Source organism: Coprococcus hominis (ex Arizal et al. 2022), assembly GCF_040094675.1.
GTDB classification, from domain to species: Bacteria; Bacillota; Clostridia; order Lachnospirales; family Lachnospiraceae; genus Coprococcus_C; species Coprococcus_C hominis.
In genome coordinates this window covers 1-26,242 of sequence record NZ_JBBNHG010000022.1, presented here as the reverse complement: position 1 = coordinate 26,242, position 26,242 = coordinate 1, and the positions used below count along the sequence as shown (strand labels likewise).

Annotated in this window: 30 protein-coding genes and 1 pseudogene; 23 read left to right on the top strand and 8 right to left on the bottom strand. The window is 42.5% G+C overall.

The window, feature by feature from the left end:
• The first annotated feature begins 110 nt into the window (after window positions 1–110).
• The gene (locus AAAT93_RS02225; protein ID WP_021985066.1) at window positions 111–1,001 is read left to right on the top strand and encodes a cation diffusion facilitator family transporter; all 891 of its coding nucleotides are present in this window, start codon (window positions 111–113) and stop codon (window positions 999–1,001) included.
• A 106-nt stretch (window positions 1,002–1,107) separates the two neighbouring features.
• Here AAAT93_RS02225 and AAAT93_RS02220 read toward each other — a convergent pair whose 3' ends face one another.
• On the bottom strand, window positions 1,108–2,355 hold the full coding sequence (locus tag AAAT93_RS02220) for a deoxyguanosinetriphosphate triphosphohydrolase family protein (RefSeq protein WP_021985065.1): 1,248 nt from the start codon (window positions 2,353–2,355) through the stop codon (window positions 1,108–1,110).
• 245 nt (window positions 2,356–2,600) lie between these two features.
• Between AAAT93_RS02220 and AAAT93_RS02215 the strand changes: the two genes are divergently transcribed.
• The 6 genes from AAAT93_RS02215 (at window position 2,601) to AAAT93_RS02190 (ending at window position 6,715) form a co-directional block, all read left to right on the top strand.
• Window positions 2,601–2,774, top strand: a complete 174-nt coding sequence (locus AAAT93_RS02215) for a hypothetical protein (RefSeq protein WP_021985064.1) — start codon at window positions 2,601–2,603, stop codon at window positions 2,772–2,774.
• Window positions 2,775–2,795: 21 nt separating this feature from the next.
• Window positions 2,796–3,278 (top strand): acyl-CoA thioesterase, encoded by a 483-nt coding sequence (locus AAAT93_RS02210; RefSeq protein ID WP_227573512.1) that lies wholly within the window; start codon window positions 2,796–2,798, stop codon window positions 3,276–3,278.
• A 15-nt stretch (window positions 3,279–3,293) separates the two neighbouring features.
• Window positions 3,294–4,688, top strand: coding sequence for an alanine/glycine:cation symporter family protein (locus AAAT93_RS02205; RefSeq protein ID WP_118373381.1), 1,395 nt, complete (start codon window positions 3,294–3,296; stop codon window positions 4,686–4,688).
• Window positions 4,689–4,710: 22 nt separating this feature from the next.
• Entirely contained in the window at window positions 4,711–5,694 is a 984-nt protein-coding gene (locus AAAT93_RS02200) for a Gfo/Idh/MocA family protein (RefSeq protein WP_227573513.1), read from the top strand.
• Window positions 5,695–5,753: 59 nt separating this feature from the next.
• Entirely contained in the window at window positions 5,754–6,065 is a 312-nt protein-coding gene (gene trxA, locus AAAT93_RS02195) for a thioredoxin (RefSeq protein ID WP_118373380.1), read from the top strand.
• A gap of 173 nt (window positions 6,066–6,238) precedes the next feature.
• A complete protein-coding gene (locus AAAT93_RS02190; protein ID WP_021985056.1) occupies window positions 6,239–6,715 on the top strand; it encodes a flavin reductase family protein in 477 nt (158 codons plus the stop codon).
• Between the two features lie 15 nt (window positions 6,716–6,730).
• Here the strand turns inward: AAAT93_RS02190 and AAAT93_RS02185 are convergent, their stop codons facing one another.
• The 3 genes from AAAT93_RS02185 to AAAT93_RS02175 are packed head-to-tail and all read right to left on the bottom strand — an operon-like array spanning window position 6,731 to window position 10,175.
• Entirely contained in the window at window positions 6,731–8,032 is a 1,302-nt protein-coding gene (locus AAAT93_RS02185) for an adenylosuccinate synthase (protein WP_227573514.1), read from the bottom strand.
• 36 nt (window positions 8,033–8,068) lie between these two features.
• On the bottom strand, window positions 8,069–9,427 hold the full coding sequence (locus AAAT93_RS02180; protein WP_227573515.1) for a threonine/serine ThrE exporter family protein: 1,359 nt from the start codon (window positions 9,425–9,427) through the stop codon (window positions 8,069–8,071).
• Window positions 9,411–10,175 carry a DUF4866 domain-containing protein gene (locus AAAT93_RS02175; protein ID WP_227573516.1) on the bottom strand — a complete coding sequence of 255 codons (765 nt, stop codon included), beginning with the start codon at window positions 10,173–10,175 and terminating at the stop codon, window positions 9,411–9,413. Before AAAT93_RS02175 ends, AAAT93_RS02180 begins: the two co-directional genes overlap by 17 nt.
• A 122-nt stretch (window positions 10,176–10,297) precedes the next feature.
• Here AAAT93_RS02175 and AAAT93_RS02170 point away from each other — a divergent pair, with 122 nt between their 5' ends.
• The 3 genes from AAAT93_RS02170 to AAAT93_RS02160 all read left to right on the top strand — a co-directional run bounded on the left by AAAT93_RS02170 (window position 10,298) and on the right by AAAT93_RS02160 (window position 13,346).
• Window positions 10,298–11,206 (top strand): LysR family transcriptional regulator, encoded by a 909-nt coding sequence (locus AAAT93_RS02170; RefSeq protein ID WP_227573517.1) that lies wholly within the window; start codon window positions 10,298–10,300, stop codon window positions 11,204–11,206.
• Between the two features lie 3 nt (window positions 11,207–11,209).
• Window positions 11,210–12,109, top strand: coding sequence for a LysR family transcriptional regulator (locus AAAT93_RS02165; protein ID WP_227573518.1), 900 nt, complete (start codon window positions 11,210–11,212; stop codon window positions 12,107–12,109).
• A 109-nt stretch (window positions 12,110–12,218) separates the two neighbouring features.
• A complete protein-coding gene (locus tag AAAT93_RS02160) occupies window positions 12,219–13,346 on the top strand; it encodes a 5-methyltetrahydropteroyltriglutamate--homocysteine S-methyltransferase (protein ID WP_227573519.1) in 1,128 nt (375 codons plus the stop codon).
• A gap of 68 nt (window positions 13,347–13,414) precedes the next feature.
• Here AAAT93_RS02160 and AAAT93_RS02155 read toward each other — a convergent pair whose 3' ends face one another.
• A complete protein-coding gene (locus AAAT93_RS02155; RefSeq protein WP_227573520.1) occupies window positions 13,415–13,561 on the bottom strand; it encodes a hypothetical protein in 147 nt (48 codons plus the stop codon).
• 78 nt (window positions 13,562–13,639) lie between these two features.
• Window positions 13,640–14,059, bottom strand: coding sequence for a hypothetical protein (locus AAAT93_RS02150; RefSeq protein ID WP_227573521.1), 420 nt, complete (start codon window positions 14,057–14,059; stop codon window positions 13,640–13,642).
• Window positions 14,060–14,170: 111 nt separating this feature from the next.
• On the opposite strand from AAAT93_RS02150, the gene AAAT93_RS02145 reads away from it, so the two are divergent.
• From AAAT93_RS02145 to AAAT93_RS02135, 3 genes and pseudogenes are all read left to right on the top strand, one after another.
• On the top strand, window positions 14,171–15,439 hold the full coding sequence (locus tag AAAT93_RS02145) for a glycerate kinase family protein (RefSeq protein ID WP_227573522.1): 1,269 nt from the start codon (window positions 14,171–14,173) through the stop codon (window positions 15,437–15,439).
• Between the two features lie 22 nt (window positions 15,440–15,461).
• Entirely contained in the window at window positions 15,462–15,662 is a 201-nt protein-coding gene (locus AAAT93_RS02140) for a Fe-S-containing protein (protein WP_177980693.1), read from the top strand.
• Between the two features lie 121 nt (window positions 15,663–15,783).
• Window positions 15,784–16,377 (top strand): annotated as a pseudogene (locus AAAT93_RS02135) (type I restriction-modification system subunit M N-terminal domain-containing protein); the annotation flags it as partial.
• A gap of 186 nt (window positions 16,378–16,563) precedes the next feature.
• Here AAAT93_RS02135 and AAAT93_RS02130 read toward each other — a convergent pair.
• Window positions 16,564–17,859, bottom strand: coding sequence for a tyrosine-type recombinase/integrase (locus AAAT93_RS02130; protein WP_014080634.1), 1,296 nt, complete (start codon window positions 17,857–17,859; stop codon window positions 16,564–16,566).
• 86 nt (window positions 17,860–17,945) lie between these two features.
• Window positions 17,946–18,575 (bottom strand): helix-turn-helix domain-containing protein, encoded by a 630-nt coding sequence (locus AAAT93_RS02125; protein WP_003505395.1) that lies wholly within the window; start codon window positions 18,573–18,575, stop codon window positions 17,946–17,948.
• Between the two features lie 174 nt (window positions 18,576–18,749).
• Here AAAT93_RS02125 and AAAT93_RS02120 point away from each other — a divergent pair, with 174 nt between their 5' ends.
• From AAAT93_RS02120 to AAAT93_RS02075, 10 genes are all read left to right on the top strand, one after another.
• A complete protein-coding gene (locus tag AAAT93_RS02120) occupies window positions 18,750–18,980 on the top strand; it encodes a helix-turn-helix domain-containing protein (RefSeq protein WP_008115699.1) in 231 nt (76 codons plus the stop codon).
• A 263-nt stretch (window positions 18,981–19,243) separates the two neighbouring features.
• Window positions 19,244–19,558, top strand: a complete 315-nt coding sequence (locus AAAT93_RS02115) for a hypothetical protein (protein ID WP_014080633.1) — start codon at window positions 19,244–19,246, stop codon at window positions 19,556–19,558.
• Complete coding sequence (locus AAAT93_RS02110) at window positions 19,558–19,863, top strand: hypothetical protein (RefSeq protein ID WP_005345966.1); 306 nt, start codon at window positions 19,558–19,560, stop codon at window positions 19,861–19,863. Before AAAT93_RS02115 ends, AAAT93_RS02110 begins: the two co-directional genes overlap by 1 nt.
• Window positions 19,839–21,560 carry a MobA/MobL family protein gene (locus tag AAAT93_RS02105; protein ID WP_008115703.1) on the top strand — a complete coding sequence of 574 codons (1,722 nt, stop codon included), beginning with the start codon at window positions 19,839–19,841 and terminating at the stop codon, window positions 21,558–21,560. The genes AAAT93_RS02110 and AAAT93_RS02105 overlap by 25 nt, the downstream gene beginning before the upstream one ends.
• Window positions 21,538–22,248 carry a DUF6040 family protein gene (locus tag AAAT93_RS02100; RefSeq protein ID WP_014080632.1) on the top strand — a complete coding sequence of 237 codons (711 nt, stop codon included), beginning with the start codon at window positions 21,538–21,540 and terminating at the stop codon, window positions 22,246–22,248. The genes AAAT93_RS02105 and AAAT93_RS02100 overlap by 23 nt, the downstream gene beginning before the upstream one ends.
• Before the next feature lie 331 nt (window positions 22,249–22,579).
• Window positions 22,580–22,846: a hypothetical protein gene (locus AAAT93_RS02095; protein ID WP_014080631.1), complete on the top strand. Its 267-nt coding sequence runs from the start codon at window positions 22,580–22,582 to the stop codon at window positions 22,844–22,846.
• Entirely contained in the window at window positions 22,825–23,370 is a 546-nt protein-coding gene (locus AAAT93_RS02090; RefSeq protein ID WP_014080630.1) for a hypothetical protein, read from the top strand. The genes AAAT93_RS02095 and AAAT93_RS02090 overlap by 22 nt, the downstream gene beginning before the upstream one ends.
• A 62-nt stretch (window positions 23,371–23,432) precedes the next feature.
• Window positions 23,433–24,371 (top strand): hypothetical protein, encoded by a 939-nt coding sequence (locus AAAT93_RS02085; RefSeq protein WP_008115713.1) that lies wholly within the window; start codon window positions 23,433–23,435, stop codon window positions 24,369–24,371.
• 22 nt (window positions 24,372–24,393) lie between these two features.
• Window positions 24,394–25,347, top strand: a complete 954-nt coding sequence (locus AAAT93_RS02080; protein WP_118098479.1) for a hypothetical protein — start codon at window positions 24,394–24,396, stop codon at window positions 25,345–25,347.
• Window positions 25,348–25,360: 13 nt separating this feature from the next.
• Entirely contained in the window at window positions 25,361–26,104 is a 744-nt protein-coding gene (locus AAAT93_RS02075) for a hypothetical protein (protein ID WP_012744369.1), read from the top strand.
• Window positions 26,105–26,242 lie beyond the last annotated feature (138 nt).

Here is a 26,242-nt window from a genome sequence, read left to right as displayed (position 1 = left end):
GATTTACTTGTGTATGTCATAAAAAAAATAAAGCAATCCCGTTTGGTATATTTTCCAAACGGGATTTTTATGTTATAGTAAAAGGCGAGAATGGGAAGAGGAAAATATATATGAAGAAAGATAAGTTGAAGATAGAGAAGAAGATATTACGATTATCTTTTCTTGGAAGCCTTTTATTTATTATAGCGGAAGGAGTTATGGCGTGGATCACGCATTCGCATTCGCTGCTTACGGACTGTTTGTTTGATGCGGCAGATCTTGTTATGATCGGACCGTTTCTTGTGTTGGTGCCGCTTCTGTATAAGCCGGTTACGGAGAAACACCCATATGGATACTCACAGGTAGAATCGCTATTCCTGCTCGTGAAGTACAGCGTCTTGCTGGCACTCACTTGTAATCTGCTTGTGGAGAACGTAAAGCTGCTCGTGCATGGCGGACATGAGGTAAATGCTGGGAAGATTGCAGTGTTTGAGTTCCTTGTCTGCATAGGATGTGCAGCGATGTATCTCGTACTGAATCATTACAGTAAGAAATACGAGTCAGAGACGATCAAAGCAGAGCTCTATATGTGGAAGCTGGATGTTGTGAGCAGCCTGGGTGTGGCGGTTGCATTTGTGGTACAGGTGTTGCTGCTTCATACGAAGCTTCATTTCCTGACACCATATATTGATCCGGCAGTAGCGGCAGTGATGGCGATTTTGCTGATCCGGGAGCCGGTCGTTGTGATCTTCCAGAGCATCAAGAATCTGGTTTTGTTTGCACCGGAGGAAGAGGTGTTGAACCAGATCCGTTCCATCGTAGATAAGCATATGAAGGATTATCCATACGAAGTGACATTCCTTGATGTGATCCAGACGGGACGGAAGATCTGGGTGGAAGTCTATATCGGCAACCAGACAGATGTGATACATATCAGCATCCTGCATCAGGTAAGGGATGAGATCAAGCAGGAATTAAAGCACAAATATGATCAGGTATATATCGAGATTATTCCGGATTAGAAGACATCCTTGTGGTTTCGTAAGAAACCATATCAATTCGATGAATTCCGGAAAAAAATAAGACGTATACAATTATGAAATGATTGTATACGTCCTTGTTGATGCATTAGTCGAAATACCCGATATAGTCAACCTTGTAGGATCCGTTTGGAAACAGGTAGTTGTACAGATCAATAAAATAATCATCGGTCATGCTTGCCATGAAATCAACGACAATTTCATTCGGATCCTGACTCAGGTAGTGCTCCATGTATTTATCAATATTAAAATAATGACTATATTGGTTGGCACTTCGGATATAATTAATATGATGTTTGTAAAGGATGGATGATTGGTCCATCCTTTTTGCCTGTGTGAGAAGTGCTTCATACATATCGTGGAACATCGGACGGATATTGTTGTTGTACATATCATTTAACTGCGGATTGTTATATATTGTCTGATAGTTTTCTGTTTTCGCCTTTGAAAAAGTTTCGTATACATCTTTATCCATACTGATATAAGGTTTTCCATAGCTGTGCTCTATGATGCTGACTGTCATATTATTGATAATCTGTGCATTGGTTGTGCCAAGCGTACCGGAAGTAAAGTGGTTATTATTTTCAATCAGACCAATCTTTAATGCGTCCTGCCGGTCCTTGCCAAGATATGCAATAATGTCACTGATCCGCATGATACAGCCCTCCAGTGTGCCGGGAATCTGTCGTTTGTTCGCAGAAGGATCGGTGTAGCAGTCTTCGAGATTGGTATCAAATTCTCCCCATGGATCCGTGGCAGAAAAGCGCTTTGGTTTATATTCCTGCTGCTCAAGCTCACCATTATGGCAGATGACACCGTCTAATACCTGCAGGCTTACATTCCGGAAAATCAGATGATCCAGGACACGTGCACTGTGAATATTATGATTGAACAATCGTCCGGTATGCCCGTTATAAAGTGCATTTAAGAAACGCTCCCCGGCATGTCCGAACGGAGTGTGACCGATATCATGTCCAAGGGAAATCGCTTCAATCAGATCCAGGTTTAAGCCAAGTGTCATGCCGATAGTACGTGCGATACGGGAGACGAGCTGCACATGTAACGCACGCCTGGAGATATCGTCATTTTTATAGCAGGAGATAACCTGCGTTTTATCCGAATATCGGTTATAATAATTGTTGTGCAGGATTTTCTCGACATCCATAACGAAAGCAGGACGCCAGAGATGTGGCTTGTCATGATCGTCAAAACGACGGATGATGGCAGAATCCGGGCAGGCATATGGATTGACCCAGTGATTCGCGCGATCCTGTTCGATACGTTCTGATAAATCTTTGGATAATGTATGGTAACCGTTATTTTTATTTACAGGCATGGGACATTCCTTTCTTATATATGTGTTTTTTAACTGGAAATATCTTAGCATTTTGAAGGGAAAAAGGCAACTGCGGGGCGTATGTATCATGACATAAAATTGTAGAAAAATGGAATTAAAAGATGAAAATAATCCGGTGACATGATATAATGAAGCACGCTGATATGCACAGGTCATCACGTCGGTGTGTGATGAAGTATGATACAATAAGCATTATGGATTAAGATGATATAGGGAGCTATCGTATGGAAACATGGTATTATGAAGTAGTAAGCATAGATGGAGATTATGCAAATCTCAAACGGACGGATATTGAGTCCGATGATCTGAAACTGGTTGCAAGAGCGTTGTTGCCGGAGAATATTGGGGAAGGCTCGAAATTAAAGTATGAATTTCTACAGTATGAGTTGATCGGATGAGAGCAGGAAAGGAATGACAGCATGGAAGAGCAAATAAAAGAAAAACGGGTTGCGGATTCTCTGACAGAACAGTTTCATGAGATTCGTCCGGAACATTTAAATGGCGCAGATGTGATGTTTGGTGGAATACTGATGGGCTGGATTGACGAGGTGGCAGGTCTTACGGCTATGCGGCATTCTGAGGGACATGTGCTCACAGCATCGGTAGATAATCTGACTTTTCTGCGTAGCCTTCGTCAGCATGATATTGTCGTATTGATCGGACGCGTAACCTATGTCGGAAATTCGTCGATGGAAATCCGCGTGGATTCCTATTTAGAGAAGATAGATGGGATGCGTTATCCGGTGAACCGTGCATATCTGACACTGGTTGCATTGGATGAGGATAATAAGCCGCGGCGGGTACCAAGATTGAAATTAGAGACAGTTGTGGAAGAAGCGGAATGGGAGACCGGAAAGAAACGCAGCGAGCTTCGGAAACAGCGAAAGAAGGAAGGCTTTTAGAATAGGAGTTTATCAATGTTAGAAAAAGTAGACGCAGTCAATAGTGTGATCAATAATTTTATCTGGGGCGTCCCGGCGATGATCTGTATTATCGGTGTTGGGTTATATTTGAGCTTTCGTACCCGGTTTTTACAGATACGGAAGTTTCCGTATGCCATGAAGGTGACATTCGGACGAATGTTCAAGAAGAAGGAAGCGGGCGACGGTGCGCTCACACCGTTTCAGGCAGTCTGTACGGCACTTGCGGCAACGGTTGGAACCGGAAATGTAGCCGGAGTAGCCGGAGCTATCGCCATCGGAGGTCCTGGTGCGATTTTCTGGATGTGGATATCTGCACTGCTCGGTATGTGTACGAAGTTTGCAGAGGTTACACTTGCGGTGCATTTTCGCGAGAAAAATAAAGATGGCGATTATGTCGGTGGACCGATGTATTATATTAAGAATGGATTGAAGAAGCACTGGCAATGGCTGGCATATCTGTTCTCTGCATTTGGCGTATTGACGGTATTTGGTACGGGAAATGCAACGCAGGTCAATACGATCACAACGGCGATTGACTCAGCATTGTTTAATTATAATGTAATTTCCGAGAATCAGGTTTCTACCCTGAATCTCATTATCGGAATTGTGCTTGCAATCCTGATTGCGCTCATTCTGCTCGGCGGAATTAAGCGGATCGGACAGGTAACAGAGAAACTGGTACCGTTTATGGCAGTAATGTATATTGTGCTTGCAATCGGAGTTGTGCTGCTGAATGTCAAGAACGTGCCAACGGTATTTGCATCCATCTTTGAAGGCGCATTTAACCCGGCATCTGTGACTGGTGGCGTCGTTGGAAGCTTCTTCATGAGTATGAAGAAAGGTGTTTCCCGTGGTATCTTCTCGAACGAGGCTGGTCTTGGTACCGGTTCAATCGCACATGCATGTGCAGATACAAGAAAACCGGTAAAGCAGGGATTCTTCGGAATCTTCGAAGTATTTGTTGATACGATAGTGATCTGTACATTGACCGCACTTGTAATCTTATGCAGTAAAGTTCCGATTGGATATGGAGAGGCGGCAGGCGCAGAGCTTACAATCAGTGGATTCACTGCGACTTATGGTGGCTGGGTATCCATCTTCACAGCGATTGCAATGTGTTGTTTTGCATTTTCAACAATCATCGGCTGGGGACTTTACGGTGTCCGATGTATTGAATTTCTGTTTGGTACACGGGTAAATAAACCGTTCATGCTTGTGTATTCCCTGGTTGCAATCGTTGGTGCAACGATGAATCTCGGGCTCCTCTGGAGCATCGCGGAGACATTTAATGGTTTGATGGTAATCCCGAACCTGATTGCGGTATTCCTGTTGTCGGGTGTCGTGGTGAAGATGGTAAAAGATTATTTTAATGGTATTGAAACATATTAGTGAAAGATGAGGAGTAAAGTGGATGCAGGATACGTTGAATTGGGCAGTGCTTGGTACCGGCGTGATCGCAAATGAGATGGCACAGGCATTGCAGAAGATGGGAAAATCGTTATATGCAGTTGGAAACCGGACGCATGAGAAGGCGGTTGCATTTGCTGAAAAATATGGTGTTTCCAAAGTATATGATACGATCGATGATATGTTTTTGGATGCGGATGTAGATATCATCTATATTACGAGTCCGCATAATACACATTATGCATTTATGAAGCAGGCGCTGATGTATGGAAAGCATCTGCTTGTTGAAAAATCAATTACGCTTAACAGCAGAGAATTGGATGATATGATCGCGCTTGCGAAAGAAAAAAAGCTTGTGCTTGCAGAAGCAATGACGATCTGGCATATGCCAATCTACAAGAAGCTGTGGGATATCGTGCAAAGTGGTGAGCTTGGAAAGGTGCAGATCATCACGATGAATTTCGGAAGCTTCAAGGAATATGATATGTCTAACCGGTTCTTCAATATGAATCTTGCCGGTGGCGCGATGCTTGATATCGGCGTATATGCATTGTCAATCGTCCGGAGTTTTCTGGACGAACAGCCGGATGAGATCGTGAGCCAGTGGAAGCCTTCTCCGACCGGTTCGGATGAGCAGGCAACAATTCTGCTCAAGAATGCCCAGGGGCAGATGGCAACGGTTGCACTCTCGATGCATTCAAAACAGCCAAAGCGTGCGATGATCAGTCTGGAAAAAGGATATATCGAGATCATGGAATATCCGCGCGCGGATAAGGCAGTCATCGTGGATGCCGAAAGTGGCGCGCAGACGGAGATTACAGCCGGAGATACTGCGGATGCGCTGTACTATGAGATGCAGGATATGGAACAGGCAGTAAAAAGCGGGGATGCATCCGCGATGCAGCTTGCGTATTCCAGGGATGTAATGGAAATCATGACGAAGCTTCGGAAAGACTGGGGCATGAAATATCCGGGTGAAGCGTGGTAGCGTGATTAAAAGGAAGCAGCAAAGGGTAACATAAATCAAAAGATAAGGAGTGAATGAAAATGGCAGAAGTAATTTTAAATAACGATAATTTTAAGGCAGAAGTACTCGATGCAAAGGGACTCGTGCTCGTAGATTTCTGGGCAACATGGTGTGGCCCGTGTAAGATGCTGGCACCAACGGTTTCTGAGATTGCGGACGAGTATGAAGGAAAGGTCAAGGTCTGCAAGCTCGATGTCGATCAGGCGATGGATATTGCGATGTCTTATGGCGTGGCAAGCATCCCGACTTTGATTCTGTTCAAAGATGGCGAGATCGTGAAGAAAAGTGTCGGTGTGGTATCCAAGACTGAGATCGAGGCAATGTGGAGCTAGAACAATCCAAATACAGATTTTAAATCTTATTTCCTGTCCTTTGATGATGGTACAAAATAGACAATATATGATCTGTTTTGTACCATTTTTGCTTAAATTGATAATATTTTATCTATAGAAAATCTCATTTTGCACATACTATCGGAAACAAAATCAGATAGGAGATGTGGAAGATGGAACGGACAGCAACACAGTGTATTACCTATGGATTATACATGTTATCGACGGTGTGGGAGAAAAAAGCAAATGGCTGTATCATTGATACATGTATGCAGATCAGCCACGAGCCGGTACAGATTGCAATTGCGGTTTCCAATCAGAGTTATACATGTGAGTTACTCAAAAAGAGTGGGATATTTGCAGTCAGTATCTTAGATGAGACATGCACCTTCGAGACAATCAAGCATTTTGGATATCAGTCTGGAAGAGATGTTGATAAAATGAAAACACTGGAGCTTCCGGTCAATGAACAGGGAATCCCGTATCTCGGATGGCAGAGCGTGGCGATGCTTGGAGCGACGGTGACAGAGAAGATATCTTGTGGTTCCCATACGTTATTTATCGGAACTGTGATTAAATCAAAGATACTGAGTGAGAAAGCACCGCTCACGTATGCAGAGTATCAGAGAAGAGTGAAGATGTACACATAACAAAGGGGAGTGGCTTTACAGCCATTCCCCTTTTGTCAGGTATTGATTTCGTTCCGCACCGACTGAGATAAATTGTATCTCGTGATCAAGCAGTTTTTCAATCGTTTCTATATATCGTTTTGCATTGTCCGGCAGTTCATCATAAGAACAGCAATGCGAGATATCCTGTTGCCAGCCAGGAACGATATCGATGACAGGCAGGAGATTATCCATATTATCTGTTGGGTCAAAATCCATAATATGTTTCGTGTGCTGTAGGTATTCTGTGATAATCGGAATTTCCTTCATGGAGCTTAATACATCCAGTTTTGTCAGGGCAATCCGGTCTGCGTTCTGACATTGGAGTCCGTAACGGCTGGCAACGGCATCGAAAGGACCAACACGTCTTGGACGTCCGGTTGCAGCACCGTATTCATTGCCGGCACGGCGAAGATCATCTTTCCATGATTCGGACATTGCTTTCTCTGCGGTAAATGGACCAGCACCGACACAGGTCGAGTATGCTTTCAGAACACCGACGACATGGGAGAGCGGAGCACCGGGGATTCCGGCACCGATCGGACCATAGGCTGATATCGTGGATGAGCTGGATGTATATGGGAATATGCCATAGTCAATATCACGCATGGCACCAAGCTGTGCCTCCAAAAGCACTTTTTTATGGTCTGCAAGGGCATTTCTTAAGAATGCGCCGGTATCGCAGATATATGCGGAGAATGCTGCCGCCTGTTTCTCACACCAGGAGAGCAGTGCCGGATAGGACATTGGCTCCTGATGATAACAGCCGGAAAGCTCCATGTTTTTGGCATCCAGCATCATGTGCAGCCGGTTGTGTATATAGCCCTCGTTCAGATGAAGCAGATCACCAAGCCGGAGCGTTTTCTTTCTATATTTGTCGCTGTAAGCATAGGCGATACCGCGACGTGTGGAACCGAAGGCGGAACCATCCTTTTCCAGCCGGGCTTCCTCTAGTTCATCCTGCACCCGGTGCCAAGGCATAGAGATCGTGGCACGCTTGGAAAGCTTTAGATTTTCTGGTGTGATAGGAATACCTTTTCCTCGCAGAGCCTCGATTTCCTTCGTGAGATGCTCTAAGTCAATGACCATTCCATCCCCTAAAACACATGTGACATCCGGATGCAGAATCCCGGATGGAAGCAGATTTAATACATATTTATCACGACCAACAACGACGGTGTGACCGGCGTTATTTCCGCCTTGATAGCGGACGACGATATCCGCCTGCTCTGCTAATAGATCGATGACACGACCTTTTCCTTCGTCACCCCAGTTGATACCTGTTACGGCTGTAAGCATTTGTTTGTCCTCCTTTGTTTGATAAGGTAATTTGTGTTATGTGCAGTACCGGAATGTGCGGTCAGTCAGAATTCTTGCAGAGATCAGACCGAGTGGAAGTGCAATGATGATCATAATTGCAGATGTAAACCACGAGACCGCTTCGGTAAGAGACATAATGCCAAAGTTATAAATTGCACGATATAAGTAAAGTCCCGGAACCATAATAACGATGGAAGGAACTGTAAGTGAAATCCTTGGATATCCATGATTCTGCTTTATAAAGGATGCAAGCAGTCCTGCTGTCAGTGCCCCAAGAAATGCAGCCACAGCGGCAGGAATTCCACAATGGTCTACGAGCTCCAGACGGAGTGTATTTGCGACAGCACCAATCATTGCAGCCGTGCATGCCATTGAAACAGAACTGTTGAACATCAGGGAAAATCCGAATACACCACAGAAGCTGGTAATTATCCGGAGTATAAAATGTACCCATACATTGATATGCATGTCTGCGAAAGACAGCGGCTGCAAATGTAACAGCAAAGCCATGATCCATGCAGACATGGTTGCAACCAAAACGATAATAATGGAATAAGTCAGTCGTTCCAGACCGGATCGTAGATCCAGCTTTGCAAGGTCAATGCCGCTTGTAATAAATGGAAATCCAGGGATGATAAACAGGATAGAGCATATATAACCTGCTTCGTGCACCGCGGCCACATGGAACAGCATTTCGGCAAGCTTCAGACAGATCGTGTAGATCAGACAGGCAGCCGAGATAGAAGCAGCAATGTTTAGAAATAAGGTAAAATGATGCTTGATCAGTTTTGTTCGTATGATATTACCAACACCTGCAGCAATGAATGCAAGAATCATTTCCACGGGACCGCCGCCAAGTAGAAATGTAAATGCACAGCAGGCGAGTGCTGCTGCAAGTCCTAATTTGACAGGAGAGTAAAGCGCATGGATTCTCTCGATTTCGTCGAGCCTTTTATGGATTTCTTCACCGGTCAGATGGGCTTCGATATTCGGAAAGCTGTCGACGAAACGCTCCATTCGGTAAAGCTTGGATGTGTTTACGCCTGTATTTGCAATACTTAAAGATTGGGACACACAATCATTTCCATCAAAACAGTTAAACTCAATGGACATCAGACCGACATCGACCGTGCATGTTACACCGAGTTCTTTGGAAAGCTTGTTCATGGATGTACGGACACGCCATGCTCCGGTTCCACAGGAAAGCAGGATCAGACCGACACGACCGATGACGGATGCTTTTTCAATCAATCCTGCATCGGAGATAAGCACGTTGCTGTCATCGCCAGTATAATCATGCCAGGGGATCTCCATATGATTTTTTTCCATAATATCAACATAGGAAGTTGATGTTGGATCAGCGTTCTTCTTCATATAATATCGCCTCTGCTTTTGTAATATGCCGTTTTAGATTATTCAAAAAAACGGAATTTGGCAGGAAGATTCCAAGCTCGTCAAAATGCTCATTGTGTTCGAGCAGAGTATCCTGTCCGTAAAATACAAATGCCATCGGGAGTTCCTTCTCCAGCTTTACCATCAGATCCCAGACTGCGGAATAGGCTTCAGCTTCGGTTTCTTTTTGCTTGATCGTGTCTGGAAGCTCGCGAATCAGGAGAACGCCGGTGCAGGATTCCAGATTTTTCTGCTTGATGTCCATAGAATCAGATGTATATGCGTGGCTGTACCGATAAGCCTGTGCTAAGAACATATTTTGTGTTGAACCGATTTCTTTGCATACGTTCTGAAAATGATGATATTCTTTCTCATGAACTGTTTTTTTATATTCGGATAACAGATTTCCTTCTGTATCTGTCATGATAATCGGGTTTTGCTTCCCATCTGCATTGAACCGGTATGGAATCAGATAAGAATTCCGCAGCAGATCAAACAGTGTATTCTGACAGATTACCATCAGAAATGCAGACAAATCCCGGTTGTGGTATGCATCAAACAGGACATTGGCAAATGTGGATGCAGAAGGGGAATTAGCTGTATCGTCATTCAGCGCGAGAGAATTACAAAAGGTCTCCTGCAGTTTTTCACATGCCCATGGATCATTTAATATTTTCTGGAACAAAACATCTGCATGTTCTTCTCTTGGAAACATCGTTGTATTTTTCATAATATGCACATCCCTTCTTGCTTTTTCTTTTCGGACAGATTATACTATGCATACAGAAATAAGTAAAAAGTATAATTGATATATCAAAGATATTACTTTGATATATCAGGATGAGGAGAGGCATGAACGTAAATTTTGAATATTACAAAATCTTTTATTATGTGGCAAAATATGAGAATTTTACAAAAGCGGCCCGTGTATTGGGAAACAGCCAGCCGAATATTACACGTGCGATGAATAGCTTAGAACAGCAGATTCATAGTACACTGTTTGTGAGAACGAACCGTGGTGTGCAGTTGACGCCGGAGGGACAGCGTCTGTATACGCATGTATCTGCGGCAATGCTGCAGTTATGGGCGGCAGAGGAGGAGCTGACCGACAGTACGGGACTGACACATGGAAGTATTGCAATCGGTGCGAGTGAAACCGCCTTGAATATCTATCTGCTGGATAAGCTGAAAGAGTTTCATATGAAATATCCGGGTATACGTCTGAAAATCTATAATCACTCAACTCCACAGGCAATCGAGGCAGTGAAAAGTGGAATGATTGATTTTGCGGTCGTGTCAACCCCAGCGGCGGTGGAAGCCCCGCTCAAGGAAATTGTATTGGAGTCTTTTCAGGAGGTATTAGTCGGAGGAAGAACGTTCATGGCGCTTGGAAGTCAGGAAATATCGCTGTGGGAATTAAAAAATTATCCGCTGATATGCCTTGGACGTGAGACGATGACATTTCAATTTTACAATCAATTGTTTTTATCATATGGACTGGAACTGTCCCCGGATACGGAGGTTGCAACGACCGATCAGATCCTGCCACTGGTACGGCATGAGCTAGGACTTGCCTTCGTTCCTAAATCGATGGCAAGAGAAGCTATAATGAAAAGAGAAATCGTGCAGATTCCGTTAAAAGAAGAAATTCCGAAACGGGATATCTGTATGGTGTTTGATAACCAACATCCACTCAGCGCTGCCGCAAGACAGCTTAAGAACATGATATTGCAGACAGTGGAGGAAGAGAAAGGGGAGTAAACGATGACACTACAACAGCTAAGATATGCAACGATGGTTGCACAGACCGGAACAATCACAGAAGCAGCGAAGAAGCTGTATATCACGCAGCCAAGCCTGACGAATGCGATTCATGATCTGGAAAAGGAAATGAATATTGTGATCTTCAACCGGACGAACAAAGGCATCACCTTATCCAAGGAGGGGGAGGATTTCCTTGGATATGCACGACAGGTGCTGGAGCAGGCAGATATTCTGGAGGATAAATATAAGAACGGCACAGGTGGAAAGAAGCAGTTTTGTATCTCCACGCAGCATTATTCCTTTGCGGTTAATGCATTTGTTGATCTGATCAAGGAATATGGACAGGATGAATATGATTTCAGCATCCGGGAGACACAGACGTATGAGATTATCGAGGATGTGGCGCGTATGCGGAGTGAGATCGGAATCCTGTTTTTCAATGATTTCAATGAGGTTGTGCTCACGAAGATCCTGAAGTCCTACGATCTGGAGTTTCATCAGCTCTTTGTGGCAAAACCGCATGTTTTTATCAGCCGGAAGCATCCGCTTGCGGAAAATAAAGTCATCACGAACGAAGAACTGCAAAGCTATCCGTATCTGTCATTTGAGCAGGGTGAGCATAATTCGTTTTATTTCTCTGAGGAGATCTTCTCTGAGACGGAACGGAAAAAGAATATCCGTGTGCGTGACCGGGCAACCTTGTTCAATCTTCTGATTGGCTTGAATGGTTACACTGTATGCAGCGGTGTGATCGATAAGAAATTAAATGGCAAAGATATCATTTCCGTGCCACTTGCGGATGAAGGTGATATGCGGATCGGCTATATCACGCACAAGAAAGAAATGCTGAGTCATCTGGCTCAGACGTATCTGACTGCAATAAAGAAATACTTATCCTAGAATAGTTGAAATAGCTTCAAACTATATCAAACACAAAAAAATAGATATTATACAAACCCATTTTGTCCGATTATAATGTGAGCAAATCACAGAACACGGAGGAAATAAAATGAGTATAGGAAAGACACCATTTCGTTATGATTATGTAGGAAGCTTTTTGAGACCGGAGGCGCTTAAGAAAGCAAGATGCCAGTTTGATGAAGGTAAGATTGGATATGAGGAGTTAAAGGTTGTTGAGGAAGCAGCAATCACAGAACTTGTTCAGAAGGTAAAGGCACTTGGATATCATGTAATTACAGATGGAGAGTTCCGTCGTGCAACATGGCATCTGGATTTTATGTGGGGCTTTGATGGCATCGGTCATACACCGACCAAAACAGGACTTCCATTCCATGGAGAGGCCGCAATGGTCGATGATACATATCTGGTAGGCAAGGTTGGATTGTCCGGCAGGCATCCGTTTGTTGAGCATTTCACATTTGTAAAGCAGTTTGAAGATGAAAATACCGTTGCAAAGCAGACAATGCCATCACCGGCACAGTTTCTGGCACAGTTTACAATGCCGTTTAACCGTGTGGAGACAGAGAAGTATTATGTAAATACAGAGGATCTTGTAACAGACATTGCAAATGCATACGGAAAGGTACTTCAGGATCTGTATGACGCAGGTTGCCGGAATGTACAGTTTGATGATTGTACATGGGGCATGATGGCAGATAAGATGGGACATCTGGCATATGGAACGACTGCAGAGGGACTGAAGGAGATTCAGAAAAACCACAAGGATATCAATAATCTGGTTATCGCAAATGCACCGAAGGATATGGTGATCAATACACATGTATGCCGTGGTAATTTCCATTCCACATATGCAAACAGTGGCGCGTATGATCCAGTGGCAGACATCCTGTTTGGAGAAGAGAATGTAAATGCTTACTATCTGGAGTTTGATGATGAGCGTTCTGGTGGATTTGCACCACTTGTGAAGGTAAGCGGCGATAAGAAGGTTGTACTTGGTTTGATCACAACAAAGTCTCCAGTGCTTGAGAATAAGGATCAGGTCATTGCCAGAATCCATGAGGCAGAAAAATACATTCCGCTAGATCGCCTGTATTTAAGCCCACAGTGCGGATTTGCATCCTGCGAGATCGGCAACAAACTGACAGAGGAGGAGCAGTGGGCAAAGCTGAAGCTTGTAAAAGAAGTGGCTGAGGAAGTCTGGGGAAAAGACGCTTAAGTTCATATAGATCATATAGATAGAAGAAAATGCCGGGCTGTCTGTCCCGGCATTTCGTGTTACTTTGTTTAGTTTTTGCTGCTTGTATCTGCGTTGCCTGCAGCAGATGTTTCATTCGGTAGATCCTTATCCTTTCTGTGATCTACCCAGAAGCCCCAGACTCCGGCGAGAATTGCAATTGCAGCCATAATACCAACAAGAATATTCATAAACATAGATTAAGTCCTCCATTTTTCAATTTTTAAGTATGCAAAGAAAACTATGTGCATCCATAGTCTCATGTTTAGTCGTGATTAAACTGAAAAATAGTTGGATTTTTGCCCGTCCTGTGCATGGATATAGCATAGGATCTTCTGTTGACTGATAATTGTTTTCGACAGAATTGGTTCTGAAAAAATAGCATACCGGGAGGAAGAAAGCTCTCGTGTATCTGGAAGTGCTGCAATAAAACGGACAGATGTTTCCGCCTGTGCAGGTCCCTGTTTTACTTCTTTTATATAGGAGGTTCTCGAAGCAAGGAGAAGCTCGCTTGTATTGATCTGTGTATTTGCAGAGATTGGAAGCTCGACACTGCTGACCGTCGACTGGGCGGCAGGTTTTGCCGCATCAAAAAAAGCATCTGCTTCCGTATGGTTAAAGTACAGACCAGAAAACAGAATTACGATGGAAATAATGAAATTAAGCAATCTGCGATATGATTTTTGACAGTTCATATAAGTCCCATCCATTCTTACAAATACATCCAATAATTCTGTAGTTCATCATAGCAGATATGTGATAAAATGTGAAGTATGTAATTGCAGTTGATAGAGGGAAAAATAAACATGGTGAATCATTTTAATAAAAGTAATAGTCAGAAAAAAATCGTCGTGGCGATGGATTCGTTCAAGGGAAGTCTTACGTCATTGGAGGCAGGAAATGCAGTCAGAGACGGAATCTTAGAGCGGTACCCGGACGTTGATGTGCAGATCTTTCCGGTTGCCGATGGCGGCGAAGGCACGGTGGAAGCACTTACCTTCGGAAAGGAGCATGTGCAGACACGGACAATCCCTGTGACCGGACCGGTCGGAACGGAAGTTTCGGCGAGATACACAATCTACGAGCAGGCAGGAGAAAAGACGGCAGTTTTGGAGATGGCGCAGGCAGCCGGGTTACCGCTTGTACCGGAAGAAAGAAGAAATCCGATGCATACAACGACCTATGGAGTTGGCGAGATGATACGTGATGCCATTACATGTGGCTGTCAGAAATTCATCCTTGGAATCGGCGGAAGTGCGACAAATGACGCAGGAATCGGAATGTTGCAGGCACTTGGATTTCATTTTATGGACGAAGCAGGAAGAGAAGTTGGCTATGGCGCGGAAGGGCTGGCGCAGGTGCGGTCGATTACAACAGAGAAAGTAATGCCGGAGCTTGCTTCGTGTACATTCCAGATTGCGTGCGATGTGACGAATCCGCTGGTCGGTGCACAGGGATGCAGTGCCGTCTTCGCGCCACAAAAGGGTGCGGATGCGAAGATGGTACAGGCGATGGATGTGGCGATGAACCGGTATGCCGATATTGTGGAAAATACGTACCGGAAAAATCCTGCTTTGATGGAAAATCAGCTGACCGGTTATGATGAAGCAGACAGGAATGTTGAAAAAAACGACAGGCAGAGTTACGACAAAAACCGCATGACACCCGGTGCCGGTGCGGCTGGAGGTCTAGGGTATGCGTGTCTGATGTTCTTACATGCAGCCTTAAAGCCGGGTATTGACATCGTATTAGATGAGATACAGATCGCGCAGGCAATTCAAACAGCAGACGCAGTTATCACCGGAGAGGGAAGATTCGATGCGCAGACGCTGATGGGGAAGACACCGATCGGCGTAGCGCGGATTGCGAAGTCGTATGAAGTGCCTGTCTATGCATTTGCCGGGTGCTTCGGTGCAGATGTACAAGTGTGTATCGACAGTGGTGTATTTGCCGGGTGCTATGCGGCAAGCGCTGCCAGCACGGAGGAAGAAAAGCGGCTTGCAATGGAGAAAAGACATGCGTATGCGAATTTGAAAGCATGTGTAAAGTCGCATTTTTGCACAGAAAATAATTAACAAAAGCTACACACTTTCTACGGTGCAGGCAGGTATGCCGGTAGAGTGGGTGATTGATGCACCGGAGGGAAGCCAGTTTGCGATTGACCAGATCGGCGAAAGCGGTGGTGGTTGCAATCCGATTCCGATTTCTTCCTCTGATTATACACAGACGGATGATGAAATCCAGATTCCGTATACATATCTGAGCAATTATGAGAGTGCGTTTTCTAATTGGAAATGAGTAAATACAAATAATTCCCCGTAAAAATCTGTAATAATACAAAAATATTGTATTTCGACAATTCATTGGGTATAATTAACATAATTTCTTGAGTGAATAAAAGGATGGGGAGGCAGATAAAATGGCAGATAAAAACACTGCGGATATTGGATTTGAAAAGCAGATTTGGAATGCGGCATGTGTATTAATGGGAAATCTGGACGCATCTGAATATAAAAGTGTAGTATTAGGTCTTATTTTCTTAAAATATATTTCCAATCGATTTGATGAAAAATATAAAGCATTGCTTGCAGAAGGGGATGGATTTGAAGAGGATATTGATGAGTATACATCTGAAGGTATCTTCTTCGTTCCTGCTGATGCAAGATGGAGTGAAATTGCGCGACAGGCACATACACCAGAAATTGGAACAGTGATTGATAATGCTATGCGTGCGATAGAAAAGGAAAATAAACGTCTGAAAGATATATTACCTAAGAATTTTGCACGCCCCAAGTTGGATAAACGTAGATTGGGGGATGTTGTTGACCTCTTCACAAATATCCAGATGATTGAGCATGGAGATGAAAAGGATATACTTGGACGTACATATGAATATTGTCTTTCTATGTTTGCGGAGCAGGAAGGTAAACGTGGTGGAGAATTCTTCACTCCATCCTGTGTTGTAAGGACGCTGGTTGAGGTACTGAAACCTTTTAAAGGACGTGTCTATGATGGCATCATCCTTGAAATGATGCAACCGTTATAAAAGGGCAATAAACAAATCGGAATTTGTGGAGAGATTTCTTGAACTTTCCTTATTTTACGGGCTTTCCAGCCCCTTAAATAGTGAAATGATATGTATTTTCCCTTATTTTTGACCTTATGCGGAATCAGCAAGGGAAATAAGGGAATTTTTTATTTAGTCGTTGCCTGCCACTTTATCAAGAAGTCTGGCGGAGTTCCGCTTTGCCTTTCTTGTAGAGTGGGCGTAGACATTCATTGTGGTACTGACATCAGAGTGCCCTAACAGTTCCTGCACATCTTTTGGGGCAGCTCCGTTTGAGAGGAGGTTGCTTGTGTAGGTGTGTCGCAACTGGTGGAAATGGAAATTCTCAAATCCGTCCAGCCTTTTTGCAACTGATCGGCAGGCAATGCTGAGTGTGCTTGGCAGTTCCAGACATCCGTCCGGTCTCAGGCAGACAAAGGAGATTTCCTTGTAATCTACCGGGATTTCTTCGGTTCCGTCCAGATGATAATATTCATAATACACTCTGTTTTTGTCCTGTGCTTCCTTGTAGAAATTGCGGTGGTAAAGTTCACCATACTGCATCCGGCTTTTAAGCTGTTTTTTTCTGGCGGTTTTCAGTATTTCAGTCAGAGTATCGCCAAAATCAACAATCCTTACTTTCTTTCGCTTGGTCGGTCCGATGATGTTTTTATGTTTTGTGCCATCATAGCGGATACTTCTTTTAATGGTCAGGCATTGTTCTTCAAGATTGATGTCCTGCCATGTCAATCCGCAAACTTCACCGATACGAAGTCCCGCATAGTATGCGATCTGGATTGGCAGGATTGCAGGTGGATTCTTTACTTTGAGGTATTCTATCAGTCTCTCATAATCTTCATGGGAAATAGGCTGTATGCCTTCTTCTACCTCATCATCTGAGAATAAATCCACATCCTCTGCCTGTTTTTTCAGCTTAATATACTGCATAGGATTAAAAGTAATCAACTGTTTTGGAAATACTGCAAACCGGAAAGCCTGTTGTAATACTGCTGAAAAGGAATGGATGTAATCTTTACTGTATCCTTTTCTCACTTTTCCATCTGGAAATTCCCCACCGAATGTAAGCAGATCGAGAAATGCCTGTAAATGTTCAGCAGTAACGGTTTTTAATTTGCGTTCTGCAATCGGATGTTTCTTGATACAACGGATTGCACCAAGATAATTTTCCACTGTACCATTGCTGAGTGTTCCGACTTTCAGTTCTTCTTCCGCCCACATATCAAGAAGTTCTCCTACAGTAAGATTATCTGTCTTTGCGACAAATTTCTTGCTTTCGTAATCATCCATTGCCTGACGGAGCAGTTTTTCCGTTTCACTTTTACTTTCTGTTCCAGCGTATTCTTTCTGAACCAGATTGCCGCTTGCATCTTCTACATAGAAGCGGTAGTACCATTTCTTTCCTTTTTTTCTTACAGATCCTTTTGCCATAATCGTGTGTCTCCTTTCGATATCAGACAATCGGAACTGATGAAATGCTTCTTGCGTGTAAGTATATCATAACTCCGGTTGTCGTTCTATACCGAATCGGAATCCTCATACAAAACTTCTGATAAAAGATTTTCAAGCCTTTGTTCTGCCATTTCCGGTTTCTTGGAATAAAGCCTTACGATATCTGCCATGTCGTTAAAGGCATTAACAGTGTGGGTGATCTCCCGGAGAAACATAATCTCGTTATATTCATCATTCGATTCAAACCCCATTACTTTTGCAATATCAGCTTCATTCGTGTTGCCCTTGTAATTCTTGCAGGCAAACTGGAATGATTCCAGAAACAGGTTATATTGCTTTAACATCAACAGCAGTAAATCTTTGGAAAAAGCATCTTCCTTTTTACTAAGGTCGAGAGGTAACTGTTTGAGAATATCGCCCATTGCATCACGAATCTGTAATTCTTTCTTATCCGTAATATCGGTTTCGTATTCATCGGTTTCCCCTCTGAGCCATTCAATAGATACATGAAGTGCTTCCGAAAGACCTTCCAGCACCATCTTTTTGGTATTGTCAATCGAACCATTCTCATAACGCAGGATTGTGGAAGCGGTAACTCCCATCTTCTCTGCAACATAAGGCTGTGTCAGATTTAATTCCAGACGACGCTGTTTTGCCCTGCTGCCAATCAGCTTGCGTAGTTCTTTATCTTTCATGCTGATTGCCTCCTTTTTCGGTATGTATGAATTATAGCATGTACCTCACATAATTGCAATATGCAATATAATAATTATTTTTAAAATTTCATAACGCTTGACAACACAATATAAAACCGCTATACTAACAGCACAACAAAAATTGCATAATGCAATTCATAAGGAGGTGACAAGATGACGGAAAGAAAGATTGCATTATCCATCGAGGAAGCAGCCGACTATACAGGAATTGGCAGAAACACTTTGAGAAAGCTGGTTGAATGGAAGAAACTTCCGGTATTAAAAGTCGGAAGAAAAGTCCTTATTAAAACTGACATTCTGGAAAAGTTCATGGAAGCCAACGAGGGGCGAGATCTGAGGGATAAAGGAAATGTAAAAACTGTCACAAGAAATGTGGCAACTTAAAAAGGCGGCTTCCTACGAAACCGCCAAAGGTTCTATCAGACCGAAGCCATGATATACCTACACGCAAGAGGATTATACCATGTGCTTCTCCTGATATGCAACCGGGAACTAATGTTTATCTTGTCGGAAAAACATCGACAAGATAATGCTCCGCAAGGATGCACCACGATTCTGATTGGAATTATGTCAACAGAGCTGACCAGAATCGTGTGCCAAATCTTAGCAGAGCAAGATTTGATTATAAGAGAAAGGATGAAGACGATATGGCGAAATCAACAAAGACTTATGAAGAAAGAATACGTGCATTAGAGAAAAAGGAACAGGAAAGCATCGAAGCTACCAAAAAGCTCATTGCACAGCGAAAGGAACTGGAAAAGAGAAAGAAAGCCGAGGAAAGTAAAAAACGAACCCACAGGCTCTGTCAGATTGGCGGTGCGGTGGAATCGGTTCTTGGCTGTCCGATTGAGGAGGAAGATTTACCAAAGTTGATAGGCTTCTTAAAAAGGCAGGAAACAAACGGAAAGTTTTTCTCAAAGGCGATGCAGAAAGAGCCACTTACAGATATGGAGGAAGTGTAATGGCGGAGGGAGTGGTTTTTCCATTCCCTTCATTGCCTTTGAATGAAGGGCGCACTTATGGACAACCAGAGGTCGTCCTTATAAGTTTGCCACAAGTGGCAACCGGTCTGCGCTTACGCTTGCCGGGCTCGTTCCGTCGGCGGGGCTTTCAGCCAGACCTGCTCATGCCGCAGGGGGCACTCTTGCGCAGAGGGCGTTCCGACAGCTTCACTTCTGCCAAACCAGAAGAAGATGCTGTCGGAAATCAATGCCGGATACGGCAGAAAGGGGGAATCGTATCATGGCGATATTTCACTTTACAGTAAAGATTGTCGGGCGCAGTAAAGGAAAATCTGTCATATCCGCATCGGCATATCTTAATGGAGATGTGATGAAGAATGAGGAAACAGGCAGAATCAGTTACTATACTTCCAAAAAGGAAGTCGTCTACACCAGTCTGATGATGTGCGAAAATGCACCTCCTGAATGGCTGCATGTACCGGAAGAAAATATAAAAAGGTTTCAACAGTCTATCCGTTATAAAAGAGCGGATGATAAAGATGCCGCACTGGAAAAGTTTAAAATCACATTTCAGAAACAGCGTCTATGGAATGAGGTATTGAAGATAGAAAAAAATGCAGATGCACAGCTTGGACGCTCATTTGAATTTTCCCTGCCGAAAGAATGGAGCAGACAGGAACAGATTGATTATACAACCGAATATATTCAAAAGACTTTCGTGGACGAGGGAATGTGTGCCGACTGGAGCATACACGATAAGGGCGACGGGAACCCACATGTGCATTTACTTGTAACCATGCGACCATTCAATCCAGACCACTCATGGGGCAGCAAGGAAGTCAAGGACTGGGATTTTGTCAGAGATACTGACGGAAATATCGTGGTTGATGAATCCCACCCGGACTGGTGGCAGGATAAGAAAAATCCAGACCGTCATGGAATCCGTATTCCGGTACTTGATGAAAACGGAGTACAGAAAGTCGGGGCAAGAAACAGAAAACAATGGAAAAGGGTTCTGACTGACGCTACCGGCTGGAACAATCCAAAGAATTGTGAGTTATGGCGAAGCGAATGGGCAAAGATGTGTAACCGGCATTTATCCATAGACAATCTGATTGACCACCGCTCTTATGAAAGACAGGGCAAATTGAAAGTCCCTACGATTCATGAGGGTGCAGATGCAAGGAAGATTGAGGAAAAATATCTCACCGGGCAGATAAGGAAAGGTTCATGGAAGGTCGAGGAAAACCAGATGATAAAAAAACAAAATGCACTGCTGCAAAAGGTAATTGCAACCTTTGGTAAGGTATCCGGTGCATTGTCGATGTGGAGGGAGTGGTTGAATGACATTAGAAGAAAGCAAAGAAGTAATTCCCATGATGGAAGCAATGATTACACAGATAGAGGAACAGCAGAATATCATGGCAGAGATGCTTCAGGAGATACAGGAAAAGGACGAGAAGCTGATGTGCTTTCAGGAGCAGGAAGAACGATTGCAGCAATTAGAGAAAGAATTGTCAGAGCTGCTACAAATCTTACCGGATACAGAAGAACTGTTGATGCTTCTGGAAGAAAAGACAGACCAGATACAGAAACTCACAGACGAAAATCAGCAATGGCAGGAATTGGCACAGAAATTAAACAGCGAGAACCGGCTATTGCAGAAACAGAACAGCGAATTACTGAACTTGAACAGCAATTAGAGAAAGGAAGGTTGATTGATGAACGAATTAAGAAACTCAAAGAGCGACGATCAACTGGAAGAGTTGCTTCTGCTGACAGAGCAGATGCAGGAAGAACTCGACCAGAAAGACCGGACTATCAGGGAACTGAAAGTGCAGCTCGACGAATCGCTGACCTTGAACGAGAAGTTAAACAGCGAGAACAAAACAGAGAACATTCAAGCCTTAAAGAACGACTTGAGGAAAACAAAAGAATTGTTGCAGAGCGAGAAAGAGAAAACACACACCGTCCAAGCCATGATAGAGGAATGTCGAGATAAGCAGAGACAGGCAGAACAGGAACGGGATTATGCACTCTCCCATCAGAAAAAAGTAGAGATACCGGTTGAAAAGCCGGTACTCTATCAAAAGTGCGGGAATTGTAAACAGACAGCTTATCTGAAAGCTAAGGAAAAGTATGATATGCAGAGGGAAAAACTGGCAGGCAGATATAAAACAAAAACAGCCATGTATGAAGCATTGATGTTTCTGCTGATATGGTATTCCGTATCAACTACTCTTTTTCAGATGATACGGTCAAAAATATTTATTTCTGATTGCGTGGTATTCTTTGATACAATCGCAACTTTCACACAGACCATTGCTGGCTGGGTTGTACTGGCAGGAAAGAACGTGGCACAGATTAGTGATGGAATATCCAATCCTGTCGTTGCTGGAATTATAAACTGGCTGATAAGAATATTGATTTGCGGTGGATGTCTGGTGGGTGTGGGAATACTTTTGGCATTCATCGAAATAAAGATTGCAGGGCTATATAAGAAATACTGTTGGGATATGATTACCATAATGGTGATACTTGTAAGTATGGCAATAGCTATCTACTTTGGGGATTGGATAAAGGAAGTATTGCCAATCAATCTGCTATTTCTCTTATTATTCGTGCAACTGGTATATGTTGGAATCAGGTGGTATGTAAAGGGATGGCGGGAAAACAGAGGTTATGTTTAAAAATAAAAAAATTGTCTGAGACGCAGCGAAGTAAATAAAATGAGTAGTATTATAAGAAGTCAGCAGTGCGTGAATAAACTGCTGGCTTCTTTTTTGATAGATACAGTCACTCTCAGAGAGTGTGCAGGATAGTAAAGTAATAATATCAACATGCCGATATAGAAAATGCAGGGAAGCATTGTATTTCAAAGAGTTTGAGATACAGAGCTTCTACTAAGGCAGTGGTCATCTTGTAAAAATATGGTCTTTGTGTGCGTAATATGGTCGTTTGATGATATGGGACTAGGAGAACAGGTTATTTTATCCGATAAAGAAAGCAAAGGAGGTTACTATGAGTAATACAATTAATGTGAACTATATGACACGGGCTTACAATCAGTACCAGCAGAAAAATGCGGCTAAAGATCAGGAGAAGGAAGATACAAGGTTTGCGGATAGTGTAAGAGAAAAGAGCGAAGCTAGTGGAAGTATAGTGGGCAATTCAAAAATAGGTTCTGTGTCTGCTAAAGATATGACGATGGTGGAATACAAGCAGTACATTTACAATTCAGATAAAATGATTGGAGGAACAGAAGTATGCACATTGGTTCTGGTCTAAATACGGTATCTTCAATGTACCGCCAACAAAAAGGCAATAATATGAAAACGCCTGCATCTGGGGAAAAGACATTTTATACGGCAGAAACACCGAAGGTATATCAGATATTCACAACAGATAATATGTTGTGGACAGGAGGTAATGGCACCGGTCTTTCTTATTGTCTTAAATATGCGGATGATTCAACGGATGAAAATCCGGTGGTGTTAGCGAAAGGTGTGGATGAAAATGGAAAAGAGTTTGAACAAAGAATATATATCAATGACGTTAATCCATCAAGTGCTACAGTAGTCGAAATGCGTGCATTGGAGGCACATTACAAAGTGGAGAAGCAGGGAGGTTTCACATCTTTGCCGCTTGAAGCTGGTAATATGGGACTTAACGACAGAAGAGATTTTATCTCAATGTTCAAAAAAAGCATAGAAGATTTAAACAAATTGGGAAGGTTTGACTTATCGTTGCTTTGGACGAAAAGTATGGATACATATCTTAATTTGCCAAATGCAAATAGTAAGTATAAATAAGGCTTAGTTATTTGGACATAGAAGGAAAAGAGAATTTAGAATAAACGAAGGAGATTGAGACAATGCAGTCAATATCAAGTTATATTAATCCTAATACAAGAGGACTTACATCTAATTACAAAAATACAGCTATTAAAGATAAGGAAACCTATAATGAGGCGATGTCGCAGCACTTACTAAATCCGGTAGAAGATTTGGTTCAAGTGTTAAAAACACCTATAAAATTGGCGAAGAGTTCGTCACTTAGCAGACAGAATAATTCTGTTAATATTGCGGAAGGGCAAAGAATCCGTGTTAATGGAGGTCATGTGCTTACGGTTACGGCGCATGGAGTAGAGGTTTCTGGTGGAGATAATCCGTATGATACACAATCATATGTAAAAGCACAGAGAATGGCAGATGCATTGGCATCCATGCTGCGAAATGCAGGTGGGACAATGACTACTGTAGCACATTCAAAGGAGGAATATGCCCGGTATACAGAGGGAATTACGGATGTTATGTCTTATCTGGGTGTAGACACTTCCAAAGATTTTACGGTCAATGGTATGAAATATAGCAAAAATAAAGATGGTTGGTATGAGTCAGAAGCGAACAGTGATGCGCAGGCGGCATATGAACAGTTAAAAGCGAATAACAGAACCTACCAGTTTGCAGATGAAAAGACCAAAAAGCAGATTGCATATATTAGTGATTATTACCTTCAGACAGTGCCGGAGAGTGTAAAGGCGGCGTGGCAGGAAACATTGGAAGAAACTGGTTTTAATCCATTTCAGACGGATGTAACCAGTACATTAACGCAGTTATCTGTAGAGCAGGATTTTCTGACAGGTGGTGATGACAATATTTTTGGTGAAACGAAAGAAAGTTGTTTAGCAGCTATCGACAAAGTATTGGAGAGAATAGAAAATCCGTTGGCAGCAGTTACAGAGGAAAGGGCAGCATATCTGCAGCAGGAAAAAGAATTTTATACCGTACTGGCATCTAAAATAAGAGAATAAAATGCCGGGAGGAATTTAAAAAATGATTGGAAGTATAGGAGCGGAGAGCCGTTATTCAACAGGTTATAACAACCTAAAACCAAATCGGAACCAGAATAAGTGGGCTGACACTTTGGCTCAGACGGTGGATAAGGAGGATATTAGCAGTAGAGCGGATATCAATCGTGCTAAGAAAAGTACAGTGATGGATTCTTATCTGGCACTGTCAGGAAAAACGATAAATACTTTGAAACAGGAATATTCAGAGTACGAATCCGAAAATTATAGAATCGTACCCGATAATGAAGCTGAATGTTTTGATATATACAATAAAGACGGGGAGCGTTTGGGGGCATTTTCCTATTCTGATATAAAAATAAGACAGGATGAAACAACAGGAAAGCAGTTTTTGATTTCTGAGCATGGAACGATGAGTTACGATGCCCTGGTATTAGATGATGAATTAAAAGATGCATTGCAGAATGTAATGGATAAAGATTCGCTGGATGTGGAGACTTTGCAGGGATTTACATTAAATACACATTCAGGTACCGGCATCCAGTATTTAGTAAAAGACGGTGAGGAAGGCAGAGGTGGCAAGGTTCTTCTGCAAAATGAAGCGGATCGGAAGAGGGATGAAGAATTAGCGGAGATGTATTTTGACAAATACCCTAATTTAATTGAGAGTCGGGAAGAAGGTTTTATCTGGGCTGATTTAGAGATTAGAGGAATGGCAAAACGGACAGATCAGGGAATTATATCCATAGGAGCTGATGGAATGTCATACAGTGACAATGAAAATTATAAAAACAATTGGAGTGTCCGGTTTTCTGGTTCTATGTATGAAAAGCTGTATGAATGGCTTCAGAATAACAAGGATAGCATGGAGGAAATCCATAAATTTTCTACATGGCAAAAGGTTTTTGACGAAATTGGTGGAACGTATGAAAGAGTCTGGTCGAAAGAAGAACTGGATCAGGGATATTTGAATAATTGAAAGAGGTGACAATATGAAAATATTTAATTACATGAATAATACGAATTCAATAATGGAAAAAAATACTGATAAAGTACAGAAAGGAAATAGTCAGACAAACGAAAAACATACAGTGGGGCAATCAGTGAAGCTTTCGATTTCTAATGAGGGATTGGAGTATTATCGTAATCGTATACAGCAGAGTGGACAGGAAAAATATGATGATGTGGTTCAAAGAAAGGAACTGTTAGCGAGTAAAAAAATCAGTGATATTGATTATAGTTATGAAATTCAAAAGAAGGCAGCACAGCAGAATCAAAATGTTGATACAGGAAAAAGTGCCTTAAATATTACTGACAAGGCAAATAATTATGTTAAAGCATACGCAGAATTATATGATGAAATTGTGAAGGGCTATGAAAATGGAACCAGAGAAATATATGTAGCTGATGAAAATGGACCTCGTAAGCTTACAAAGGATGAAGAGTTAAGCAATTTAGATGCTGCATATAAAAAAACAGTGGATGACTTTGTGACAATGGAGACAACCAATCAGCATGCCCGTGGAATTATTGGTGAAGAAATGAATAAAATTTCAAAAATTACCACAAGGTCAACTTTGGCATCGGCTTACATTGAGGAGCAAAAAACCAGGGGAAAGGACGAAATCCCAGAAAATTTAACTGAGAAAATGTATGGTGCAATTACCTCATTTAAGGAGAAATATACAATGATTCAGCCTAATAGAGAGCAGTTATTGATGAGTATTAAGATTTGATGATGTTAGTACTATGATTTACAAATAAAAATAGTAATTACATATCATATTGAGGCTGAGAGAAATTAAATATCCAAGTCGTTCAATATAATAGAAATTATTTTAAGTTTCAATAACAGGGAGGTAGGATTATGGCAA

What these genes read in the sequence shown, in the direction of transcription:
- AAAT93_RS02150 (WP_227573521.1), bottom strand. Translation starts at nt 14,059, where the DNA reads ATGAACTGTCAAAAATCATATCGCAGATTGCTTAATTTCATTATTTCC.
- AAAT93_RS02110 (WP_005345966.1), top strand. Translation starts at nt 19,558, where the DNA reads ATGGCGGAGGGAGTGGTTTTTCCATTCCCTTCATTGCCTTTGAATGAA.
- AAAT93_RS02225 (WP_021985066.1), top strand. Translation starts at nt 111, where the DNA reads ATGAAGAAAGATAAGTTGAAGATAGAGAAGAAGATATTACGATTATCT.
- AAAT93_RS02165 (WP_227573518.1), top strand. Translation starts at nt 11,210, where the DNA reads ATGACACTACAACAGCTAAGATATGCAACGATGGTTGCACAGACCGGA.
- AAAT93_RS02205 (WP_118373381.1), top strand. Translation starts at nt 3,294, where the DNA reads ATGTTAGAAAAAGTAGACGCAGTCAATAGTGTGATCAATAATTTTATC.
- trxA (WP_118373380.1), top strand. Translation starts at nt 5,754, where the DNA reads ATGGCAGAAGTAATTTTAAATAACGATAATTTTAAGGCAGAAGTACTC.
- AAAT93_RS02105 (WP_008115703.1), top strand. Translation starts at nt 19,839, where the DNA reads ATGGCGATATTTCACTTTACAGTAAAGATTGTCGGGCGCAGTAAAGGA.
- AAAT93_RS02120 (WP_008115699.1), top strand. Translation starts at nt 18,750, where the DNA reads ATGACGGAAAGAAAGATTGCATTATCCATCGAGGAAGCAGCCGACTAT.
- AAAT93_RS02210 (WP_227573512.1), top strand. Translation starts at nt 2,796, where the DNA reads ATGGAAGAGCAAATAAAAGAAAAACGGGTTGCGGATTCTCTGACAGAA.
- AAAT93_RS02160 (WP_227573519.1), top strand. Translation starts at nt 12,219, where the DNA reads ATGAGTATAGGAAAGACACCATTTCGTTATGATTATGTAGGAAGCTTT.
- AAAT93_RS02145 (WP_227573522.1), top strand. Translation starts at nt 14,171, where the DNA reads ATGGTGAATCATTTTAATAAAAGTAATAGTCAGAAAAAAATCGTCGTG.
- AAAT93_RS02215 (WP_021985064.1), top strand. Translation starts at nt 2,601, where the DNA reads ATGGAAACATGGTATTATGAAGTAGTAAGCATAGATGGAGATTATGCA.
- AAAT93_RS02125 (WP_003505395.1), bottom strand. Translation starts at nt 18,575, where the DNA reads ATGAAAGATAAAGAACTACGCAAGCTGATTGGCAGCAGGGCAAAACAG.
- AAAT93_RS02075 (WP_012744369.1), top strand. Translation starts at nt 25,361, where the DNA reads ATGAAAATATTTAATTACATGAATAATACGAATTCAATAATGGAAAAA.
- AAAT93_RS02170 (WP_227573517.1), top strand. Translation starts at nt 10,298, where the DNA reads ATGAACGTAAATTTTGAATATTACAAAATCTTTTATTATGTGGCAAAA.
- AAAT93_RS02095 (WP_014080631.1), top strand. Translation starts at nt 22,580, where the DNA reads ATGAGTAATACAATTAATGTGAACTATATGACACGGGCTTACAATCAG.
- AAAT93_RS02115 (WP_014080633.1), top strand. Translation starts at nt 19,244, where the DNA reads ATGGCGAAATCAACAAAGACTTATGAAGAAAGAATACGTGCATTAGAG.
- AAAT93_RS02220 (WP_021985065.1), bottom strand. Translation starts at nt 2,355, where the DNA reads ATGCCTGTAAATAAAAATAACGGTTACCATACATTATCCAAAGATTTA.
- AAAT93_RS02155 (WP_227573520.1), bottom strand. Translation starts at nt 13,561, where the DNA reads ATGTTTATGAATATTCTTGTTGGTATTATGGCTGCAATTGCAATTCTC.
- AAAT93_RS02130 (WP_014080634.1), bottom strand. Translation starts at nt 17,859, where the DNA reads ATGGCAAAAGGATCTGTAAGAAAAAAAGGAAAGAAATGGTACTACCGC.
- AAAT93_RS02180 (WP_227573515.1), bottom strand. Translation starts at nt 9,427, where the DNA reads ATGAAGAAGAACGCTGATCCAACATCAACTTCCTATGTTGATATTATG.
- AAAT93_RS02175 (WP_227573516.1), bottom strand. Translation starts at nt 10,175, where the DNA reads ATGAAAAATACAACGATGTTTCCAAGAGAAGAACATGCAGATGTTTTG.
- AAAT93_RS02085 (WP_008115713.1), top strand. Translation starts at nt 23,433, where the DNA reads ATGCAGTCAATATCAAGTTATATTAATCCTAATACAAGAGGACTTACA.
- AAAT93_RS02080 (WP_118098479.1), top strand. Translation starts at nt 24,394, where the DNA reads ATGATTGGAAGTATAGGAGCGGAGAGCCGTTATTCAACAGGTTATAAC.
- AAAT93_RS02200 (WP_227573513.1), top strand. Translation starts at nt 4,711, where the DNA reads ATGCAGGATACGTTGAATTGGGCAGTGCTTGGTACCGGCGTGATCGCA.
- AAAT93_RS02185 (WP_227573514.1), bottom strand. Translation starts at nt 8,032, where the DNA reads ATGCTTACAGCCGTAACAGGTATCAACTGGGGTGACGAAGGAAAAGGT.
- AAAT93_RS02100 (WP_014080632.1), top strand. Translation starts at nt 21,538, where the DNA reads ATGATAGAGGAATGTCGAGATAAGCAGAGACAGGCAGAACAGGAACGG.
- AAAT93_RS02090 (WP_014080630.1), top strand. Translation starts at nt 22,825, where the DNA reads ATGCACATTGGTTCTGGTCTAAATACGGTATCTTCAATGTACCGCCAA.
- AAAT93_RS02190 (WP_021985056.1), top strand. Translation starts at nt 6,239, where the DNA reads ATGGAACGGACAGCAACACAGTGTATTACCTATGGATTATACATGTTA.